Raw genomic sequence first — 23032 nt, 5'->3', positions numbered from 1 at the left:
ATTTTTAATTTCTCATTCTCTCATTTTTTCATTCTCTCATTTTCTTTGCTTCTTCCCAAAGACGGTCCATCTCTTCGAGAGTCATATCCTTGAGAGGTTTACCCATCTTGATGCTATGCGCCTCGATGTAGTTAAACCTATTGATAAACTTACGATTGGTTTTTTCGAGTGCATTATCAGGATTCAGTTTGTATAAGCGGGCAGCATTAATCACACTGAAAAGGAAATCGCCCAGCTCCTCGGTGGAGCGTTCCTTATCCTCGCGATTCAGTTCTGCTTCCAGTTCAGCCAACTCTTCATGAACTTTCTTCCAAACATCCTGACGGTCTTCCCAATCGAAACCTACGTTACGAGCCTTATCCTGAATGCGATAAGCCTTGATGAGTGATGGCAGCGCATCTGGTACTCCAGAAAGCACAGATTCATTACCATCTTTCTCCTTAAGTTTGATCTGCTCCCAGTTTTCCAAAATCTGGGTTACGCTAGTAACCTTTGATGAATCATCACTATTCACTTCCTTTGGAACAAAGGGTAGCGGCTTTGGATCTTCAGCATCTATCTGCGAGGGATGATAAACATGCGGATGACGGGTTATCATCTTGCGAGTGAGGGCATTGCAGACATCAGCCATATCAAACTGTTCTTTCTCTTCAGCTATCTTGGCATAGAAACAGATGTGGAGCAGCACATCGCCCAACTCCTTACAAATATCAGGTATGTCATTCTTAATCAAAGCATCGCAGAGCTCGTAAGTCTCTTCAATGGTATTGGGTCGAAGACTCTCGTTGGTTTGCTTTTTGTCCCATGGACAATTTGCTCTTAACGCATCTAAAACGTCAAGAAACCGCCCGAAAGCCTGCATTTTTTCTTCTTTTGTATGCATAAAACAATAATTATCCGTGCAAAAGTACTAATTTTTAATGGAAATTTAGTAATTTTGCAGCGATTTTTTAAGAAAATAGGCTTTTGAGCATAGAAATAACAAACAAATATATGGAATTAGCAAGTAAATACGACCCAAAAGAGGTCGAATCGAAATGGTATCAGTACTGGCTCGACAACAAACTCTTTGCCAGTAAACCCGATGGACGCGAACCTTACACAATCGTAATTCCGCCCCCCAATGTAACAGGTGTGCTCCACATGGGACACATGCTAAACAACACCATTCAGGATATTCTGGTGCGTAGAGCCCGTATGGAGGGTAAGAACGCATGCTGGGTACCTGGAACCGACCATGCTTCAATTGCCACTGAGGCAAAGGTGGTTAAGAAGCTAGCTGAACAGGGTATCAAGAAACGCGACCTGACTCGCGACCAGTTCCTTGAGCACGCTTGGGATTGGACCAATGAGCACGGTGGCATCATCCTGAAGCAGTTGCGCCGTTTGGGAGCCAGCTGTGATTGGGATCGCACTGCATTCACCATGGACGAGACTCGCAGCGAAAGCGTAATCAAGGTTTTCGTTGACCTCTATAACAAAGGACTCATCTACCGCGGACTTCGCATGGTTAACTGGGATCCTAAGGCACTGACAGCTCTTTCGACTGAGGAGGTTATCTATAAAGAGGAGCAGAGCCATTTATTCCATCTGAAGTACTATGTGGAGGGACTAGTAGAACTAGCAGATCTAGATAAACTAATAGAAGAAGGAAATATCATCCACAAGGATGAGAAGGGCTACTATGCTGTAGTAGCTACCACCCGTCCTGAGACTATCATGGGTGATACCGCTATGTGTATCAACCCCAAGGACCCCAAGAACCAGTGGTTGAAAGGTCGCAAGGTCATCGTTCCTCTGGTAAACCGTGTGATTCCTGTGATCGAGGACCGTTATGTAGACATCGAGTTTGGTACAGGTTGTTTGAAGGTAACACCTGCCCACGATACCAACGACTACATGCTGGGTAAGACTCACAACCTTGAGACTATCGACATTTTTAATCCTGATGGAACCATCAGCGAGCAGAGTCCTATATATGTAGGTATGGACCGCATGGACTGCCGTAAGCAAATCAGCAAGGATCTGCAGGAGGCCGGTCTGATGGAGAAGATTGAGGACTATATTAATAAGGTAGGTTACTCTGAGCGTAACCCTGACACAGCTATCGAGCCACGTCTCTCACTGCAGTGGTTCCTCAAGATGCAGCACTTTGCTGACATCGCTCTGCCACCAGTGATGAATGATGAGCTGAAATTCTACCCTGCCAAATACAAGAACACCTATAAGAACTGGTTGGAGAACATACAGGACTGGTGTATCTCTCGTCAGCTTTGGTGGGGTCATCGCATCCCTGCCTACTACTACAACGATCAAGACGATTATGTAGTGGCTGAGACTGCTGAGAAGGCCCTTGAGCTGGCTCGTGAGAAGAGCGGCAACGCCAATCTGCAGGCATCAGACCTTCGTCAGGACGAGGATGCACTCGACACATGGTTCTCATCATGGCTGTGGCCCATCTCACTGTTCGACGGTATCAACAAGCCAGGCAACGAGGAGATTAAATACTATTATCCCACCAGCGACTTGGTAACAGGTCCAGATATCATCTTCTTCTGGGTAGCACGTATGATCATGGCTGGCTATGAGTATATTGGCGACATGCCTTTCAAGAACGTTTACTTCACTGGTATCGTTCGCGACAAGTTGGGACGCAAGATGTCTAAATCGCTTGGTAATAGCCCTGACCCCATCGAACTGATCGAGAAATTTGGTGCTGATGGTGTTCGTATGGGTATGATGCTCAGCGCTCCTGCAGGTAACGACATCCTCTTCGACGAGGCACTCTGCGAGCAGGGTCGTAACTTTAACAATAAGATTTGGAACGCCTTCCGTCTGGTTAAGGGTTGGAAGGTTGCTAGTGATCCTAGCACGATTAATGAGGCTAGCATGACTAACAATAAGATTGCAGCAGAGTGGTTTGAGGCCAAACTGAAGCAGACTAACGCCGAGGTGAACGACCTCTTCAAAAAGTATCGTATCAGCGAGGCTCTGATGGCAGTATATAAACTGTTCTGGGATGAGTTCTCAAGCTGGTATCTCGAGATGGTTAAGCCTGCCTATATCAATGGTGAGCCTCAGCCTATCGACCAACAGACATACAACAAGACCCTTGAGTTCTTCGAGATTCTGCTGAAGATGTTGCACCCATTCATGCCATTCATCACTGAGGAGCTGTGGCAGCACCTCTACGACCGTAAGGATGGTGAGAGCATTATGCGTGTAAGTCTGGAGCTCCCCGCTCCTACTAAGGCCGACGATGAGTTGACGGCTCAGATAGAAAACGTTAAGCAGATTGTATCAGGTGTTCGTATGGTTCGTAACCAGAAGAACATTGCTCCAAAAGAGCAGCTCGACCTGCAGGTTGTTGGCAAGAACGACTACGCTGAGTTTGATGCAGTAACCATCAAGATGGCTAACTTGAAGGGTATCAACGTAGTAGCCGAGAAGGATGCTACCGCTTCAGCCTTCATGGTTGGAACAGATGAGTTTGCAGTACCTGTTGGTGACATGATTGATGTGGAGGCCGAGATTGCTAAGATGGAGGCTCAACTGCAGCACCTTGAAGGTTTTCTGGCAGGGGTGAAGAAGAAGCTTAGCAACGAGCGCTTTGTAGATAATGCTCCTGAGGCAGTAGTTGCGCTGGAGCGTAAGAAGCAGAGTGACTCAGAAGAGAAGATTGCTGCATTAAAAGAAAGCATTAACGCGCTGAAAAACAAGTAAGTTTGATCAGATCCCTTGTATTCCCCTCCTCTTGGGAGGAGGGGAAACAAGGGTTAAAGTCCTTTATTCAAGAATTCAATATAAGCTTGGATATCCTCATCATATGAACGGCTGCCCGCTAGCGGGTGGCCTTCTTCATTTAATATCACGTAGAATGGTTGGGCGTTAGCACCAAACTTTACTCGTTGCAGATAGCTCCACTTATCACCAACAGTACGCAGCGTGCGGTTCTGACCATTCTCCACCACTTCGATAGGTTCAGCAAGTGGCGTCTTATCGTCAACATACAATGAGATCAGAATATACTTGTTATTCAGAATATCAGCTACCTGAGGATCGCTCCATACAGCAGCCTCCATCTTACGACAGTTGACACAACCAAAGCCTGTAAAGTCGATGATAACAGGTTTGTGTTCAGCCTTGGCTGCAGCCATACCCTGTTCAAAATCCTTATATTTGGCTTCTGTCACCGTCTTTTGCAAGTTAAAGTCCTGTGTGTTCATAGGTGGTGCGAATGCAGAAATCGCCTTCAATGGAGCACCCCACAAACCAGGAATCATATAAACGGCAAAAGCTAATGATGCCATAGCCAAGAAGAATCGAGGCACATTGGTACGACGGTCATCATCGTCGTGTGGGAACTTCACCCATCCAAGAAGGTAAGCACCCAGCAAGCCAAAGATGATGATCCACAACGAGAGGAACACCTCGCGATCAAGGATATGCCAACCATAAGCCAGATCAGCTACACTCAGGAACTTCAGCGCAAAAGCCAATTCGATAAAGCCCAGTGTTACCTTGATGACATTCATCCAACCACCTGATTTAGGAGCGGACTTCAGCAACGATGGGAACATGGCAAAGAGCGTGAACGGTATGGCCAGAGCGATGGCAAAGCCCAACATACCTATGGTAGGTGCCACGATACTGCCCTGAGTAGACACTGCCACCAATAGGAATCCAATGATAGGACCAGTGCATGAGAATGACACCAAAGCTAATGTGAATGCCATCAGGAAGATGCTCAACAGACCTGTGGTGCTCTCAGACTTTTCGTCAATCTTTGTAGACCACGATGACGGCAGGGTTATTTCGAATGCACCTAGGAACGAGGCTGCAAATACCACCAACAGCAGACAGAAGAAGATGTTAAACACCGCATTTGTGGCTAAGGCATTCAATGCACTGGCACCAAAGAGCAATGTGACTGCCAGACCAAGCAATACATAGATCACCACGATGCTCAATCCATAGGTGGTAGCCTCGCGGATGGCTTTAGCTCTATCTTTGTTTCGCTTCAAGAAGAAGGAAACCGTCATAGGAATGATGGGCCATACACAAGGTGTGAACAGGGCAACAAAGCCGCCCAACAAGCCCTCGATAAATATCAGCCACCAAGCCATACTCTCAGTGGGGGCGGCATCGCCATTAAACGCCTGGAGTTCAGAGATAACTGGAACCCAAAGGTCGGTGGTGGCGATGGTGTCTGCTGGGCTAGCACCGCTAGCCTGACGAGCCATGCTAGTAGTACTAGCAGTATCAGCAGCAGATGTCTGCTGCTGCTCAGGCTGAGACTCAGCCTGAGACAGACTTGCATTTCCGGTTGCTTTCAACTGCGCCTCGGAGGGAGGGAGACAGGCCTGGTCATTGCAGGCACCATATTCTACATAGCAATCGATATTGTACTTGGGTTTGGTAAACTTAATCTTCTGTACGAAGGTAACAGCCTGTTCAAAGTAGCGTACCTCCATCTCGAAGAGTTTATCAAACTGCTTAATCTCCTTACCACGAGCCTGTAACTTACCCACAGTTTCTGCACCATCCATCTTAACTTGATGGAATGAGGCAGAGATAGGACCATCATTGCCCAAGCCTGTAGAATATACATGCCAACCTGCATCGATAGTTGCCTTGAAGATCAGTTCGGCCTCACCATTCTTCAGATCTTTCAACTGAGAAGTGAAGTGAACAGGGTCCATCATCTGGGCCTTGACACCCACCGTGGCAAGAACAAACAGAAGTATCGCAAAGAGTTTCTTCATATATACCTATTTATCTTATAAAGAGCAACTCACGATACTTAGGCAGCGACCATAATCCGTCTTCAACAATCATCTCCAGATGGTCAATCTCATAACGGATGGCATCCATCTTTGGACAAACGGTGTCATGATAGCTCATGGCACGCTCATGAATATTGTAGATACGATTAGCCACACGACGAGCCTCAGTCAATTCCTCAACCAACTGCTCAATACGCTGAGTACGTTCAGCAATCTCCTTAATCAGTTTCATGTTACGAGCAGAAAGTTTAGTAGCCTCATCCTTATCGAACACATCCTTCATGCCCTGAACGTTCTTAATGAGTTGACTCTGATAATGCGTGCTTACAGGAATGATGTGGTTCATAGACATGTCGCCCATAACACGCGCCTCAATCTGAACGGTCTTGACGTAAGTCTCCCACTTCACCTCGTTACGAGCCTCAAGTTCCTTGCGGTTCATCACCTTAGTCGATTCGAACATTTTTACGCTGGCAGCATCGAGATAGTGCTCAAAGATCTTCGGACAAGACTTCTCGACATCCAATCCACGCTTAGCAGCCTCAGCCACCCACTCGTCGCTATAACCATTGCCATCGAAACGAATAGGCTTACAGGTCTTGATATCCTCGCGCAGCACATCGACAATGGCCGAAAGTTTGCTCTCGCCCTTATTGATACGCTCGTCAACACGCTCTTTGAAGTTCTGCAGAGCCTCAGCAACAGCAGAGTTGAGAGCAATCATGGCAGAAGCACAGTTGGCTGACGAACCAGGTGCACGGAACTCAAAGCGGTTACCAGTGAAAGCGAATGGAGACGTACGGTTACGATCGGTATTATCGATAATCAGATCAGGGATCTGTGGGATATCAATCTTCATACCCTGCTTACCCTTGATGGTGAACAGATCGTCCTTATCTGATAGTTCGATATGATCCAGAATCTCAGTCAACTGTTTTCCGAGGAACGAGCTGATGATAGCTGGAGGGGCCTCGTTACCACCCAGGCGATGAGCGTTAGTTGCACTCATGATGGAGGCCTTGAGCAGTCCGTTGTGCTTATAAACGCCCATCAGTGTCTCAACAATAAAGGTCACAAATCGCAGATTCTCCTCAGGAGTCTTACCAGGTGCATGGAGCAGTGTGCCATTGTCAGCCGTCATACTCCAGTTATTGTGCTTACCACTACCGTTGATACCATCGAAAGGCTTTTCGTGGAGCAGTACGCGGAAACCATGATTACGAGCCACACGCTTCATCAGCGACATGAGCAACATATTATGGTCGACTGCCAGATTACACTCCTCGAAGATAGGAGCCAACTCGAACTGGTTAGGTGCCACCTCATTATGACGGGTCTTCACAGGAATAGCCAACTCAAGCGACTGAATCTCAAGATCCTTCATAAAGGCCTGAACACGATCTGGGATGGTACCAAAATAGTGGTCGTCCATCTGCTGGTTCTTGGCACTCTCATGGCCCATCAGCGTACGACCTGTCATTACCAAGTCAGGACGGGCTGAATACAAACCCTCATCAACGAGGAAATACTCCTGCTCCCAACCAAGATTAACCTGTACCTTCTTGACATTATCGTAGAAGTACTTACAAACATCTGTTGCTGCCTTATCCACAGCGTGGAGTGAGCGCAACAGAGGAGCCTTATAGTCGAGTGCCTCACCAGTATAAGCAATAAAAATAGTAGGGATACAAAGTGTATCGTCGATGATGAATACAGGCGATGTAGGATCCCATGCAGAGTAGCCACGCGCCTCGAAGGTATTACGGATACCACCATTAGGGAAGCTGGAAGCATCAGGCTCCTGCTGTACCAACAGCTTGCCGCTGAAGTTCTCTACCATTCCACCCTTACCATCATGCTCCACAAAGGCATCATGCTTCTCGGCAGTACCCTCGGTGAGTGGCTGGAACCAGTGTGTATAGTGAGTAACACCCATCTCCTGGGCCCATTTCTTCATACCTTCAGCTACAGCATCGGCAATCGAACGGTCCAAACGGGCACCATTATCTATGACATCGATGAGTTTGTTATAAACTGCGATTGGCAGATACTTATACATCTTTTCGCGCGTAAACACGTATTTGCCGAAATACTCTGAGGGACGCTCTGATGGAGCCTTCACCTCAACAGCCTTTTTCTTAAAGGCCTCCTCTACAACTTGGAATCTGAGTTGATTTGACATTGTTATATTTAGCTATTTAATCTATAAATCTTTTGGTGATGTCGCCATAGGCATCGATGCGACGATCGCGGAGGAATGGCCACCAACGACGCACCTGTTCTGAGCGATCCATATCCATCTCAACGATGATACTCTCCTCTTCATCAGTGGAGGCTTCGTAGACAATCTCACCCTGAGGGCCTGCCACGAACGATGTTCCCCAGAACTGAATGCCAGCTGTCTGGCCAGAAGGATCGGGCTCGAAGCCAACACGGTTGACTGCAATAACAGGCAGGCCGTTAGCAACAGCATGACCACGCATCACTGTCTGCCAAGCCATACGCTGGCGCTGCTGTTCCTCGGGCGTATCGCTGTCGGCATAGCCGATGGCTGTAGGATAGATCAGCATCTCGGCTCCCTGCATCGCCATCAGTCGGGCAGCCTCCGGATACCACTGATCCCAGCAAACCAGTACGCCCAACTTTCCTAATGATGTCTGTATAGGATGGAATCCCATATCACCTGGCGTGAAATAGAACTTCTCGTAGTATGCAGGGTCATCGGGGATATGCATCTTACGATACTTACCAACAATCTCGCCATTGCTTTCGATAACCACTGCCGTATTATGATACAGACCAGCAGCACGCTTCTCAAAAAGTGAAGCCACAATCACCACGCTCAACTTCTTAGCCAGCTCACAATAGAATGTAGTTGACGGCCCTGGTATTGGCTCGGCCAGGTCGAACAAATCCACATCTTCTGTCTGACAGAAGTAAAGGGTATTGTGCAACTCCTGGAGTACAATGAGTTGTGCACCACGTTTAGCCAAATCTGTGATACCCTCACCCAATCTCAGGATGTTATCCTTTGTATCTGCAGTATTATGCTGCTGCAGGAATCCAACTCTTATTTCTCTCATAATTTAGGATATTGCATTGTGCAGCAATGAAGAGAGCCATGCTGCTTAATTACACTATTACAATCTATACCAACGATTTCTCTATCAGGGAACACCTCGCCTATCAGTTTCATAGCCTCAGTATCCAAATCAGGTTGGTTATAGGTAGGCACCAGTACAGCACCATTGATAATCAGGAAATTGGCATAGGTAGCGGGCAGTCGCTCGCCATCCTCGTCATAAATGGCACGAGGTGATGGCAGTTTAACCAATTGATATGGTTCTCCCTCCATAGTACAGAAAGACTTCAGTTGTTCTTCCATCTTCTTCAGATCCTCATATTGTTCATCAGCCTCATCATCGCACCCTATATATAATAAGGTGTGATTGGGAGCAATGCGAACCAAGGTATCAATATGCCCGTCGGTATCGTCGCCTGTTAAATGCCCATAGTCTATCCAAAGTACACGCTCTGCACAAAGATCACGCTTGAGTCGATTCTCTATCTGAGACTTCGTCATGGGCTGATTTCTATGAGGAGCCAACAAGCAACACGAAGTGGTGAAGATTGTACCCTCACCATCACTCTCGATCGAGCCTCCTTCGAGTACGAAATCCAGACAATCCACATATTCTCCCTTCACCTTGCCTTCATCATAGATTCGACGATTGATGGCATTATCAAGCGCAGCCTCGAACTTCTCGCCCCAACCATTAAAGCAGAAATCTAACAGTCGGGCATGCCCTTCATCATCAACCAAAGTGATAAAGCCATGATCGCGCGCCCAAGTGTCATTTGTATTGAACATTGAACATTGAACATTGAACATTGGCTGGACGCCTTCGGGAGCGACGATTAATAAATCTTCGCGACTAGAGATGGCCGATGCCATTTCATTATATGTCTCTGTGATTTCCTCGAGCATCGGAGCCCAATCTGTCTTGGCGTGCGGCCAAGTCAGTTGTACCATAGATTGACTCTCCCATTCAGCGGGTAGTCGCCACTTTTTAGTTTCGTTTTTCGTTTCTATGCTCATAATTTTGGCGCAAAGTTACAAAAAAATAGGTAATTACTGATTGTGTGATAAGTTTTTTTTGTATTTTTGCACAAACAAAATGCCATGTTAGAGGTTAAAGACGCTACAATATCCGTTTCGGGGCAGATTCTGATACAGGATCTTTCCTTAATTGCCCCAGATGGAGAGATCACATGCATCACCGGACCAGAAGGTTCGGGCAAGACGGCTTTCCTCCGTACGTTGATGGGGTTTCTACCTGTAGACAAAGGCTTTGTGACTGTTGATGGCGAGTTGCTGACGGTTAAATCTGCACCAGCTTTCAGACAATTTATGTGCTATTTGCCACAGAATATCGATATGTTGCGCAATCAGCTATATCCTGCAGAAGCGACTGAGGCCAATCCCGATGAATATGGCGTATGGAATACGGTACTTCCATCTGCAGAAAAGACAGATGAAATCAAGCCTTTGTTGCCAGAGGAGATATATAAGTTGACCCATCAAATTATTCAAGAAGCAGAAGACAAACCTATTCTAATAGCAGACGAGCCTGCATTGCATCTATCGCCAGAGTTAGCAATGGAGACGCTACAGCTGATACAACAACAGGCAGCACAAGGCAAGTGTGTGCTGATAGCCAGCAGAAATCCTCAATTTGTGGCATACGCCAATAGAGTTATTGATTTAAACAAGTTCAAGTTATGACAACATCGTTGATTCTACATACCATTTTAGCACTATTATTGCTGATAATCCCCTTTGGAGCACTATATGTGTTGGATCGTCCCACCATCCGACCATTTGCTACCGCCTTGATACGGGGCATCATCCAACTATTAGTATTCTCGCTGATAGTATGGGGCGTTTATAAGATCAACAATACATGGATCATCATCATATGGTTTATAGCTATGGCAATATGGGGCGGACTGTTTGTGGTCAACAAATGCCGATTAGCGATTAAAGATTATCTGCTACCAGCGTGTGCAGGTTTGTTTGGCGGAACAATCGTTGTAGGATTATGGCTATTAGTGGCTGTACTACCTATCGCGGCTATCACTGCCAGATGGTTTATTCCTGTGATGGCAGTGCTATTGGGACATTCGTCAGCTATGTTGGTACGCGGACTCAGTAATTTTGTAACGATGTTCCAGCGTAATCGCGCCCAATACGATTTTCTGTTGGGCAATGGTGCTTCGCCATGGAAAGCCCTGACACCATTCATACGTACAAGCCTTTTGGCTATACTCTCGCCTACCATCGCCAACCTTTCGGCAATGGCACTTGCCACACTACCGCTACTATTCTGCGGTATGCTGATAGGCGGATTCACACCTATCAATGCTTTTGCCGTTATGTTATATACAATCATAGGATGTGTGGCATCATCGGTGTTATCACTCGGTATCACATTGGTTTTAGCTAAAAAAATGATATGTCGTTAGATATGAGAAAGCTATTTTTCGAGTTAATGCAGGTTTCAGTGGGGCAGTTGGATTGCGTGAGCCGTTTTCCTGAGCCCAACGAGTGGCGTAAATTTTATGAACTGGCTAAAAGTCAGGCCGTGATAGGTATATGTCATCATGGCGTTATAAAACTATTTGAATACGGACTTGTGGCTCCTCAGGAACTCTCGCTCGACTGGATGTCTGAGGCGGAAGAGATTAAAGAGCAGAATCGCGGTGGTACCCGACGCCTCATTACACTACAAGAAGAATTGCAAAAACATCATCTGCGCTCATCGGTGATGACCGGACCAGGGCTAACCAGATTCTACAACCGCGAACTCCAGTCACTACGTTATACCAAAGGCATCGACGTATATGTTTTCGGTTATAAAAATCAGATTGACCTGAACCAATGGGCCGATATGAATGTGCGCATCTTCCCCGAATTGCGTGCCGGCAAATCGAGTAAGCGTAACCACAGATTTGAGAAATGGCTGTTGCAGAACAACGACCTGATGTTCCGTAAGGCTGGTGAGCTAGTGGTTCCTTCACATTCGGCAACCATATTAATCCAGTTGGTTCACTTGCACAATCTGTTTCTCGAAAAACGACTATTGATGCGCAATCTGATGGACTTGTTCTTTGTTATCCGCTTTGCACAAGGCAACAGCACTGTTTTCAAGTTTCCACAGAACACATTAGAAGAAGTTATCAGGGATCTAGGATTAACCCGATTTACCCGCGGCATTATGTGGCTACTGAAAGAGGTGTTTAATCTTGATCCAAAGTTCATGCCATTTGAACCTCTTGAGGAAGAAGGACAATACCAACTGGGACAGATTTTGGGCGATGGATTTACTTTCCACAACTGGTGGCATCATCTGTGGCACTACACTTGGCATGAGTTGATGTAGTCTTAACGCCAAACAGATAATGCGCCAAGAAAGGACTAAGACGAATGATATAGCTTACACCCAGGCTAACTACCAATACGATAAGTGATATAGCAAGTATCACTAAGAACTCCATGAACTGACTATCATATGCCTTTACCTGTCCTGCATAAGGCATAAGGAATCGTGGCAGGAAAAAGTAATGCAACAGATAGACATCTAACGTTCGTGTACCCACATATTGTAATGGTTCTGAGATATGCAGACGTTTTAGCCATGAGGCAGAAAGACGGAAGAAGGTAAACACCATTATCATTCCTGTGATACCTCCACCATAGAAACGGAACATCTCGAACACCAGGTTATCCTTATGTGACGTTGATGCTATCAGGAAAAACAAAATCACAACAAATGCAATTACAACAGGCTTACTTGTCCATCGAAGAAAGACTTCGAAGTTTCTCTTTATCCACGCACCCAAATAAAAGAAAATAAAAAGGCGCCATGTAGTTACACTCAGGAAACCTCCAAGGTCGATAAGCCACAACTGGTATCCTTCGGAAGCCGAACGGATACTGTCGTAATATCTGGCATATACGAAAGCGGCAAGAGTTATTGCTATTGCAAAGAGCCAAGACCATTTCTTACTAATCCTGACAATAAGCATATAGAGTATAAAGTACTCAAACAACGCGAAGGTAAACCAATAGCCACCTTTCAAGGTTCCCAACTGATGAAAGAAAAACGGCGGAGGCGCCAATAACAGCAGGAAGATAAAGGTTGGCAAAAGCTGAACCATGGCCTTATGCTTTGCAACCTCTAAAAACGGGCGTTGAGCAACGGACTCGAACAGCCAACCGCTAATCATAAAGAAACAAGGCAATCGGAAGAGAATAAACACAGCATTATATCCCATCCGTGAATCTCCCAAACAGAAATGACAGATATGCGCAAAAACAACGAGAATCATAGTAAATCCTCGCATCGCATCGATGTATTCTATCCTATGTCTTGCCATATCTTGTGCAAAATTACGAAAAAGAATCCACAATATAGATTTTTTTTCGTAATTTTGCAACATGAACCGTATTAACTGGATAGATTGGGCAAAAGCTTTCTGCATGACAGTGGTAGTATTCTGCCACCTGCCTCAGCAGGAAGACACCTTCTATTTACAATATCTGGCATCAGTAATTCTTTCTACATTCTTCTTCATTTCCGGCTATCTGAAGAAAAAGAATCTTTCGATAAAAGAGTCTGCAAAGAAATACAGCTATTCGCTCCTTATACCTTATATTATATATAACGCCATTTACTATCCCTATTGGATGGTAAAATTCTACATAGAACATGGTGAATTAACATGGACAGACGCCATCAAGCCTATAACAGGCACACTATTGGGCCAACTCAATAGCAGCATCTCGTGCGAGCTAAATGGTGTAACATGGTTCTTGATAGCCCTATTCCTGATGCATATCCTAACAGACGTACTTAACAAGCACAAGCATGGCAAGTCAATAATGCTTATACTTTCAATCATCACGATGATACTATACGGAGCCAACAAATATTATCATTACGCTCCATACATAACCTATCATGGATTTATCCGTTGCCTTTGTTTCTTCTTCTTAGGCAACTTATTCCAACAATGGCACTATCTCCAATCACTAAATTTCAAAAAGGATTTAGCAATAGGCTCCACCACCCTACTGTTAAGCCTCATCCTATTCTACTGGCATATCAATGAAGAGCGCTTCATCCTCCACATTACACTATATTATGTGGTTAATCTCGTTTCCGTATATGCTTTCATCCACCTTAGCCGTTCACTAAACAACATTAAGAGTAAACTGATTACCCTCATATCCATCGGCACTCTTCTCATCTTCGGCCTCCACAGAATGATGATTGGCGTCATAGATTTTGGAATAGAACATATCCTCCATCGTTCAAACATCATTTATAACTGGTGCGAATGTCTCATAATAGCACTCATTATAGAAATTATGCTATTACCAATTATTATATACAGGAGAAAGTGGCTTATTCTTTTTGGCAAAGACGCTCGTATAATTCCTTCCACTTCGGTATAATTGAATACACAACAGATGAAAAGAACAGATAATACTCCCCCAAGCAAAAAGAATCTCAATATTGAAATTCTTAAAGTCTTATCAATGTTTATGGTTGTAGTATGGCATTTTTATGTTCATGGCTTAAAAATTGACCATACAGAGATTCAACCAGGGAGTGTTAGTACACTTAATTTTGGTATTTCTCAACTTATAATTGTGATATGTAGTGTATGCGTTAATCTATTTGTACTTGTAACAGGTTTTTTCCTTATTAATAAGAGTTTCAAGACTATCAGATTTGTAAGAATATGGTTCCAAACAGTATTCTATAGCGTTACCATAGATTTAGTCTTATACGCAACAAATTCAGAGACCAACTTAATATCAAATATTTGGACAGACATCATGCCAATATGCAACAATACCTATTGGTTTGTGAGACAATATCTTCGATTAATAATTATTGCCCCAATTATTTCTTTTTATTTATTACGATTAACCAAGACAATCCACCATCTTATTATGATTATTATTTTAGTTATCGTGCTCTTTTTGACCATAAGAAACCCTTTTTGCGATGGGCGATATATATCTGGATATTCCATTTTATGGTTCGTTATGCTATTTTATACAGGCGGATATCTGCATATCTATGGAACATCAAATAAATGGACAATCAGTACTAAAACATTTTGTATTTTGTTATTTTTAATATGGGCATATACAATCTTTGTTTTAGTGTACAAACATCTTTATAACAGCGATATATTGCATAATACTACTTACGAATATAACACATTCCCATATTTCTTATCTGTAATTCTATTCATAATTATCAAAAGAAGCAATCTTAACGGGAAAAGAAACTTAAATATATTTTACGATATTGCTCCTTTAACATTTGGGGTATATCTTATTCATGATAATAACAAGATACGTACCCTTATATGGGATCAGATATATTCTTGGGGAGCATTATATGACAGTCTTTTATTAACGCCTACAGCCATTTGTATTTCTTGTATAATCTTCACAATCTGTATATCAATAGACTACCTCCGAAAGGAGCTATTTAGAGTTCTCAGGATTGACATCCTTATTAATTTATTTTCCAAATTTATTGACAGCATCCTCATAAAAATATGGAACAAGATATCTGGAATTTTGAAAATTACCACCAACTCATAACAATTTATCCAAATCCCTATCTGGATATTATCAATAACGACGAACAAAACACTCATAATTGATATCGTTATTACCCATTATCATATAGTAGAAAATGGTCTATTTTACCAGGGGGAACAAAATAATTGGTAAATATTTGGAAAAATCATTTTGTTTTCGTAATTTTGCCCCAAATAAGAAATCATCATGGAAATAACAAACATAAAAATGATGGAGCCAAACGCCGTAGCAAATAGAATAAACTGGATAGACTGGGCAAAGGCCATAGCCATTACCTTTGTTGTATTCGGTCATACACCTGAAGAACGAGGCAGCTTTTTACTTAATTTTATTGTAATGTTTCACATGCCACTATTCTTTTTCATTTCTGGCTATCTTACCAAAAAGGAATACTTTAACAAAGAAACATTTAAAAAGTATACTCACACTTTAATTATTCCATATTTTATTTATAACATTATTACATACCCTTTTTGGGTATTCAGACATATCATAGAAAGCCCCAATGATGGGTGGTTAGAATTTGTGAAACCAATTCTTGGCACTATATTTATTCAACAGACAACTTTTTGCTCAAAACCACTTAATGGAGTAACGTGGTTTCTTGTAGCTCTTTTAATAATGAAAATTATTTTATCCTTTTGCAATAAATATGAATTTGGCAAATACATTCTCTTTATAGTATCGGTTATATGTATTATATCTTATATTTATAATGAATTCTATAAATTCACTACAGACTTAGTGCCCATAGGATTTGCGAAATGTATGCCATTTTATCTTATAGGTTATTTATGCAAAAGAAGAGAATATTTACCAACAACCTATCACAAATCAGATGGGATTATTTTTATACTATGCTTTACTATCAGTATACTATTTTACAACTTCAATAGAAATAATTTCAGCCTATCAACCTATGGATACTTATTTTGGACAATTTGTATCTTTGCAATTTGGGGATTCTTCTGCCTATGTAGGATTTTAGACCATATCCACACAAAATTCATCCTGACTATTTCTATTGGAACAATTGTCATCATGGGATTACATGGAACGGTTATTACCATTACAAATTTAATCTTTTCAAAACTATTAAATGTTTCTGGTATTACCTACCCATGGTATGTCGCTGTTTTGATTTCTATTGCAATTGTGATAATCTTCTACCCAGTTATTATCCTATTCAAGAAAAAATATCCTATTATGTTAGGAAAAAACAGTTTAAACTTTTAATTGTTTTGATATATGAATAATCCTCTTGTAAGTGTCATTATACCAAATTACAATCATGCTAAGTTTCTTGATCAGAGAATCAATAGCATTTTAAGTCAAACATATAATAATTACGAGATTATTATATTGGACGACAAGTCATCAGATAATAGTATAGAAATCATTCAAAAATATCGAGATAACGAACACGTTTCGCAAATAGTCATTAACGAAGAAAATAGCGGTTCAACTTTCAAACAATGGAAAAAGGGATTTAAGTTATCTCGGGGCGAACTAATATGGATTGCAGAAAGTGATGATGCATGTACTCCAGAATTATTAGAAACACTTGTTCATGAATTCAAGAAAGATCCAAAATGTGTAATTGCTTTCTGCCAGTCATATCTTTTAAATACCAATGGTGATATTATTGGCAAAGAAGGTCTCAATAAAGAGTTGCACGTCAATGGTTTATTTTTTATTAAACATTATCTGTGTCATCACAATTATATATCAAATGCTAGTTCTGCTGTATTTCGAAAAGACATATTACCCAAAATCGACTGGTCATTCTCAACATACCATGGAAGTGGAGATTGGCTAGCATGGATAGAGATATCAAGATTCGGAAATGTTGCATACATCAATAAAGCAATGAATCTTTTCCGGAAACATACAACAAACACAACTGCGAAATTAGCAATTGATGGCAGAGGTGAAGCAGAAGCTGCAGAGATATATAAATATTTGCGCAAGCAAAATTTAATCGGATTTAAAGAAGAATTCCGCGCTAGATTATCGCATATATATACTATAAAATACGGTAAACAACATTCTTTCTACAACAAAGAAACCAAAAAGGAACTAGCAAACGCTTGGAGAGCTAATATATTGATAAATGCCATAGACTGGACTATATTCCAAATACATAAAGTATTCGGCATTAATATAATTAAGAGATAACTAAAATGCTAACTAAATCCATCTTATGGCCTTTCCCACCAAAAATGTTATTCCAACAGAAAGAAACGGTGGTAAGACACTAATTACGTAAAAGAAGAGATTAAAACACCTATAGCGTTTAAACTTCAGGATCTGGAGTAAAGATGCCGGATGTTTCAATTCCTGTCGAATCTCCCGATTTGACAATGGTTCTGTAAAACGACGACGATGCCTAAGAGCAACACATGCTGCACGGAACTTGTGTTTAACAACTCTAGAGCAATGAACGTCATAGAAAGATCGATTCTTTAGTCTCTTACTTCTTTCAGTCATTTTGGCATCTGTAATAAAACGCTCTCTTATCTCTTGTGTAGGAATTCTGTCCCTTGCCTGATTGCCCATAATTGACCCAGGGCGAATGACATAATTATAAGTAACATCTGGTAGTAACACTGCGCATTCTATCTCAGAATAAAAATCCGACAAGAACAATGCATCTTCATCTTTTCTCGCAGCAAATCTCAGATTGTTTTTACGAAGAAAATCTGTTACAAACAGATTATTCCATGCATTTATACCTATATGCCATCTAAGATCTTGACACAAATAATCTGCAAATTTATCTTTTCCCCTAAGAACTTCCTTTGACTTATAAGTAAAAGTTGGTAGTTCTTCACCAGATCCATATAATATTTTCCTAGAAGAAGCCATAACAACATCTGCATTATACTCTTCCGCTTCATGTAACAATTTCTCTATTGCATAATTCTCAATATAATCATCAGAATCTAGAAAATATATATAATCTCCACTTGCATTATCTATAGCTGTATTTCTAGCTTCTCCTAGACCTTTATTTTTTTTATGACGAATTACCTTTATCAAATAGCCTTGTTTATGGGTATGCATCAGATCTGATACTATCTTCATTGAAGAATCTGAGCCACGATCATCAATAATTAAAATCTCCAGATTCTGATATGTCTGTTCAAACACAGACAACAAACACTTCTCAATATATAATTCTACATTATAAACCGGAATACCAATAGAAACAAGAGGCTCTTTCATACTACACTTTTTTATTGCAAATATAGTCAATATTTTAAAAACCAACACATTTTTAATTGGTCTTTTTATTATTTTTATGATTTAATTGTTGAAATAAATATTGCCATAATGGCATTATCTTAGATGCCTCAAATCGACGAGCCGAGTGTATTCCTATACTTCCCATTCTTTTTCTCATATCATGACTAGATATCAGCATACTTAACTTTTCTACAAAACCATTAATATCATCTTGTTTAATTAGAAAGCCATCAACACCATCAGAAATAATATCTGCCGGACCATATTTACAATTATAGGCAACAACAGGTAATCCACAACTCATTGCCTCAGGAATTACCAAGCCAAAAGGTTCAAATAATGATGTAGAGATTAGTATAGAACTCTTTCGATAACAATCAAATATAAAAGACGTTGGTGGATTAATACTTATACCTCCCACTCGTTTTGCTGAATCTTCAATATCTTTCTGCAATTCTCCCTCTCCATAAATATCAAGAACCCAGTCTGGATATTTGGGGTGAATCATAGACCATATCCGTATCGCCTCCTGAACACGTTTTTGATAGTCGAAACGTCCCACAAAAATAATTTTTTTTGATGATAAAGGAGAATTTGTTCCTCTATTCAAATGAACCATATTAGGTATTACGACGACAAAAGGATGATACTTCTTCCACTCATTAGCATCGCCATTAGTCAGTGCCACGACTACATCTGCCTTCTTTAAACTTTCCAGAAATATAAATCTGTTAATAACTTTGTGGAGATAGTTTCTTCCATTATTAATGGTACGACAACAAATAGAATGTGATTCCACAACTAAAGGAATAGCTCCCTTTACTTTAACAATACATGGAATCATATCTGCAGTAGTACATACAATTATGTCAGGACCTATGGTTTTAATTCTATCTGCTAATAATTTTTTATATCGCCATACCATTTGCCGTCTTACAAATAATCTCCTAAAAAGTCCATATTGATATTGACGATAAAAACAAATATTAAGATCTTCTACTTGAACTTTCTTATTCAACATATAGGTAAAAGGATGAGCGCCCTGATCCGTAGTTAGTATATATACTTCCATGTCAGACATTTCTGACAAATAGTTCATCTTATCAACAAGGATTCGCTCAATACCTCCCCAAACAGCCAAAGATCTAAATATATATAGAATTCTCATTTCCCAGTTTTTGACAACAAATCATTAAACAGAGTTTCCCATTCGGGCATAATGCGACCTTCAGAAAAGCGATAAGAAGATCTTATTGCAGCCTGCCCAATCTTGATACGCAAGTCTCGAGATTCAATCAACAAACACACTCTTTCTGCGAAATGATTTATATCCCTATTTCTGATTAAGAATCCATCAACTCCATCTGTAATGATCTCAGAAGGTCCTGACGGACAATCAAAAGCTACCACAGGCAAACCACAACTCATTGCTTCAGGCATCACCAAACCAAAAGGTTCAAAAATAGATGTATGAAGTAAAATCGAAGAATTTAAATAACATTTAAAAATATCACCTTCTGGTTGATGTATATGAAAATTATAATTTTCAAAATCTTCATCAGAAGAGAGAACATCTTTAATATCACCCGGTCCATACAAATCGATATGCCAATCGTGATGCTTGGAAAAGATTATTTTCCATATTTTATACAAATCTGGTATACCCTTTTGTTCAACATATCTACCAACAAAGATAACTCTTTTTGATTGTTGATCGCTGATTTTCCCCGTAGGATTCAAATGAACGACATTGAGTAGAACTTTTGTTTTAATAAAACCAGACCAATCCAACGTATCCTCCTTATTTAATGCAACCAGGAGATCATATTTAGATATAATCCTCTTAAGTTTCTGTCGCTGAATATAATGATTTATTCTTTTTAAAACGCTCTTACGTGTATTGCATAGACCCTCAAACAAATAACGCTTATCAATATGAGATTCTATTATTCTAACAAAAGGGTGCGGACATTTAGCGATAGCAGACAGAATATAAAAAAAGTAGGTCGAGGTTATGACTATATCAGGATTGATCTCAGACACAAAAGACAATAGACGTTTCGCATATAATCTATCTTTTATCCATCCTTTTATTATCCTACAAACAATATTCTTTTTATATAATTCCCAATAACAAACATCCAAGTCTATTCTTTTTATCTTATCTGACAGCGGGAATACCACAGAATGATTACCTTGCTGATTTGTTAGCAGAAAGACCTCATATCCATCTCGCTCTGCAAAGTAATTCATTTTATCAATCAATATCCGTTCTGTACCGGCAATATCTGTGAACTGTTGATAAGCATACACAATCTTCATACATTATTGACTAAATTATCAGCACTATCTTCGTAATGATCCTTTCGATAGAAAATTCGAGAGATGCCCTTACTTTGAATCCTAATATGATCGACAAAACTACGCCATAAAGACTGATTACCTATTGTTCCATAGCCTGTAATAGCTCGACATCTACTATCATAAACGAACTTAATCTTTCCATATTTTTTCAACGATAATGCCATTGAACCATCTTCACCACGAATTATGTCTACTCTATACTCCTCCTTTCGACCATAATCTGCATTATAAGCAAAAACAAGACCACGCACACTTAACTCAGGACGTTTAAAATGTTGAATCCACAAAAACAAGTCACGACACATTTCAAACATTTTTAGTCCTAATTTGCTATGATTTGCATCAGGGAAATAGCTCCATGTGGCAGAAACAGCAACAATACCTGGTTTCATCAATTGTTGAAGCATCAGTTCATAGTACATGGGAGGATAAATAGTATCGCTATCCACATCAAAATAGTACTTTCCTTTTGAATGTTGCAATCCACAGCGACGGGCATAACCACAAGAATGCTGATATTCTGTATAATATGGAATTCCAGACTTTTCAAAAATCTCTGCAGTCCTATCTTTTGAATCGTTGTCGACGCCAATAATTTCAACAGGATAATTACACTTTATCTCACTCAAAGCCCAAAGACATGCTTGCAAATGTGTTTCTTCATTATATCCTATAACTACAATAGAGGCTATTGGATTAGAACTCTGTAGAGCTGCAAGACGATCACGTGTCCCTTCAACAATATCTAAAGGAACTTCACTAAAAGGTTTCCCGTAAATAGATAGATACTTATTATACCAATTTGACATATAGTAACAATATTTGTTGGCGAAAATACATATTTTTTTGATATTAAACAAATAAAATTGGAAAAATTTGTGTAATCCATAAAAAAAATAGTATCTTTGTCGCAAAAAAAACAAGATGACGAAGTTTTTTAATACTAACAAAATAGGGCTTAGCATTATCATACCAGTTTATAATGTTGAGAATTATATTCATACATGTATAGAAAGTGCGTACAATCAAGACTTGGATGACAATTTATTTGAGTTAATAATAATTAATGATGGTACAAAAGACAACAGTATGGATGTTATAAGTGACATCGTCAATCAACACAACAATATAACTATCATAAACCAACAAAACCAAGGACTTTCCATCGCCCGCAATAATGGCATCGCAAAAGCATCTGGTGAGTACATCATTTTTTTAGATTCAGATGATTTGCTTTTAAGAAACAGTCTGCCAGAATTGTTAAACCTTGCATTGTCGTCAGAAGCAGACCTCGTAGTAGCAGATTATCAAGAAAAGAATAATGAAGAAATTGAAAATGATTCATATATTGTACCAGAGATTATCAATATTAAAGAAAAGACAGGAAAACAAATATTGCTCGAAGATCTCAATCCAAGAAAATGTTATGTTTGGCGAACATTGTACAGAAGAGAATTCTTGATAAAAGAAAATATACAATTTATCCCAGGTATTTTTTTCGAAGACATTCCATTTACACATAATTGTCTTCTTAATGCTAATAAATGTTTAATAACAAATCAAATCCTTTATATATACAGAAAAGGTAATCAATCCTCAGCGACATATAAGCTAACCCAAAAGAAAGCTCACGATATGTCCATCTCAATATCTAGTCTTTGGGAATTATCTAAAAAACAGAATTTAGAATCAAAAGTTTGTCATAGATTAAAAGACAATACATTTGTCGCATTTTCTATATTAATGTATGCAATTGTAAATGATATCGATGAGCATAAAATCAGACTTGAGATTATACATTACCTGAAGCAATTAATCCCAGACCTACATTTTAAACATGGTTTTAAACAAAGGATTATTGATTTTATGTATCATTACATGCCTCATACATATATATTTATACGATTGGCATATAAGATGTTATCACGTTTACTCAAATAGT

19 protein-coding genes are annotated in these 23032 nt (G+C 40.4%); 9 read left to right on the top strand and 10 right to left on the bottom strand.

Annotated features, from left to right (window positions below):
• Positions 1–28: 28 nt before the first annotated feature.
• Positions 29–883, bottom strand: coding sequence for a nucleoside triphosphate pyrophosphohydrolase (mazG, locus tag BUB86_RS04840; protein WP_073206325.1), 855 nt, complete (start codon positions 881–883; stop codon positions 29–31).
• A 110-nt stretch (positions 884–993) separates the two neighbouring features.
• Between mazG and BUB86_RS04835 the strand changes: the two genes are divergently transcribed.
• Positions 994–3723, top strand: coding sequence for a valine--tRNA ligase (locus BUB86_RS04835; protein WP_073206323.1), 2730 nt, complete (start codon positions 994–996; stop codon positions 3721–3723).
• A 53-nt stretch (positions 3724–3776) separates the two neighbouring features.
• On the opposite strand, the gene BUB86_RS04830 is transcribed toward BUB86_RS04835, so the two are convergent.
• The 4 genes from BUB86_RS04830 to BUB86_RS04815 are packed head-to-tail and all read right to left on the bottom strand — an operon-like array spanning position 3777 to position 9885.
• Positions 3777–5765, bottom strand: a complete 1989-nt coding sequence (locus BUB86_RS04830) for a protein-disulfide reductase DsbD family protein (RefSeq protein ID WP_073206320.1) — start codon at positions 5763–5765, stop codon at positions 3777–3779.
• Between the two features lie 10 nt (positions 5766–5775).
• Positions 5776–7968, bottom strand: a complete 2193-nt coding sequence (locus BUB86_RS04825; RefSeq protein ID WP_073206316.1) for a glutamine synthetase III — start codon at positions 7966–7968, stop codon at positions 5776–5778.
• A gap of 16 nt (positions 7969–7984) precedes the next feature.
• Positions 7985–8869 carry a carbon-nitrogen hydrolase gene (locus BUB86_RS04820; protein WP_073206314.1) on the bottom strand — a complete coding sequence of 295 codons (885 nt, stop codon included), beginning with the start codon at positions 8867–8869 and terminating at the stop codon, positions 7985–7987.
• Complete coding sequence (locus BUB86_RS04815; protein WP_073206310.1) at positions 8866–9885, bottom strand: agmatine deiminase family protein; 1020 nt, start codon at positions 9883–9885, stop codon at positions 8866–8868. Before BUB86_RS04815 ends, BUB86_RS04820 begins: the two co-directional genes overlap by 4 nt.
• 84 nt (positions 9886–9969) lie before the next feature.
• Here BUB86_RS04815 and BUB86_RS04810 point away from each other — a divergent pair, with 84 nt between their 5' ends.
• From BUB86_RS04810 to BUB86_RS04800, 3 genes are read left to right on the top strand one after another with little or no spacing between them, the layout of a single operon-like run.
• Positions 9970–10572, top strand: coding sequence for an ATP-binding cassette domain-containing protein (locus tag BUB86_RS04810; protein ID WP_073206308.1), 603 nt, complete (start codon positions 9970–9972; stop codon positions 10570–10572).
• On the top strand, positions 10569–11312 hold the full coding sequence (locus BUB86_RS04805) for an ABC transporter permease (protein WP_073206305.1): 744 nt from the start codon (positions 10569–10571) through the stop codon (positions 11310–11312). The genes BUB86_RS04810 and BUB86_RS04805 overlap by 4 nt, the downstream gene beginning before the upstream one ends.
• Positions 11313–11314: 2 nt before the next feature.
• Positions 11315–12229: a nucleotidyltransferase family protein gene (locus tag BUB86_RS04800; RefSeq protein ID WP_175549412.1), complete on the top strand. Its 915-nt coding sequence runs from the start codon at positions 11315–11317 to the stop codon at positions 12227–12229.
• Here the strand turns inward: BUB86_RS04800 and BUB86_RS04795 are convergent.
• Entirely contained in the window at positions 12171–13226 is a 1056-nt protein-coding gene (locus BUB86_RS04795) for an acyltransferase family protein (protein WP_175549411.1), read from the bottom strand. The two genes, BUB86_RS04800 and BUB86_RS04795, sit on opposite strands and share 59 nt — an antisense overlap.
• A 61-nt stretch (positions 13227–13287) precedes the next feature.
• Between BUB86_RS04795 and BUB86_RS04790 the strand changes: the two genes are divergently transcribed.
• The 4 genes from BUB86_RS04790 (at position 13288) to BUB86_RS04775 (ending at position 17655) form a co-directional block, all read left to right on the top strand.
• Positions 13288–14307, top strand: coding sequence for an acyltransferase family protein (locus BUB86_RS04790; protein WP_073206297.1), 1020 nt, complete (start codon positions 13288–13290; stop codon positions 14305–14307).
• A gap of 15 nt (positions 14308–14322) precedes the next feature.
• On the top strand, positions 14323–15477 hold the full coding sequence (locus tag BUB86_RS18275) for an acyltransferase family protein (RefSeq protein ID WP_073206294.1): 1155 nt from the start codon (positions 14323–14325) through the stop codon (positions 15475–15477).
• Positions 15478–15663: 186 nt separating this feature from the next.
• Positions 15664–16713 (top strand): acyltransferase family protein, encoded by a 1050-nt coding sequence (locus BUB86_RS04780; protein ID WP_073206289.1) that lies wholly within the window; start codon positions 15664–15666, stop codon positions 16711–16713.
• 12 nt (positions 16714–16725) lie between these two features.
• Positions 16726–17655, top strand: coding sequence for a glycosyltransferase family 2 protein (locus tag BUB86_RS04775; RefSeq protein WP_073206285.1), 930 nt, complete (start codon positions 16726–16728; stop codon positions 17653–17655).
• A gap of 12 nt (positions 17656–17667) precedes the next feature.
• Here BUB86_RS04775 and BUB86_RS04770 read toward each other — a convergent pair whose 3' ends face one another.
• The 4 genes from BUB86_RS04770 to BUB86_RS04755 are packed head-to-tail and all read right to left on the bottom strand — an operon-like array spanning position 17668 to position 21899.
• A complete protein-coding gene (locus BUB86_RS04770; RefSeq protein WP_073206283.1) occupies positions 17668–18705 on the bottom strand; it encodes a glycosyltransferase family 2 protein in 1038 nt (345 codons plus the stop codon).
• A gap of 52 nt (positions 18706–18757) precedes the next feature.
• A complete protein-coding gene (locus BUB86_RS04765; RefSeq protein WP_073206280.1) occupies positions 18758–19894 on the bottom strand; it encodes a glycosyltransferase in 1137 nt (378 codons plus the stop codon).
• The gene (locus BUB86_RS04760) at positions 19891–21048 is read right to left on the bottom strand and encodes a glycosyltransferase (RefSeq protein WP_073206277.1); all 1158 of its coding nucleotides are present in this window, start codon (positions 21046–21048) and stop codon (positions 19891–19893) included. The genes BUB86_RS04765 and BUB86_RS04760 overlap by 4 nt, the downstream gene beginning before the upstream one ends.
• Positions 21045–21899, bottom strand: a complete 855-nt coding sequence (locus tag BUB86_RS04755) for a glycosyltransferase family A protein (protein WP_073206275.1) — start codon at positions 21897–21899, stop codon at positions 21045–21047. The genes BUB86_RS04760 and BUB86_RS04755 overlap by 4 nt, the downstream gene beginning before the upstream one ends.
• Before the next feature lie 115 nt (positions 21900–22014).
• Between BUB86_RS04755 and BUB86_RS04750 the strand changes: the two genes are divergently transcribed.
• Positions 22015–23031 carry a glycosyltransferase gene (locus tag BUB86_RS04750; protein WP_073206273.1) on the top strand — a complete coding sequence of 339 codons (1017 nt, stop codon included), beginning with the start codon at positions 22015–22017 and terminating at the stop codon, positions 23029–23031.
• Position 23032: the final 1 nt, after the last annotated feature.

Source organism: Xylanibacter ruminicola, from assembly GCF_900142525.1.
Classification (GTDB): Bacteria; Bacteroidota; Bacteroidia; order Bacteroidales; family Bacteroidaceae; genus Prevotella; species Prevotella ruminicola_A.
This window is presented reverse-complemented; position numbering and strand designations above follow the sequence as displayed.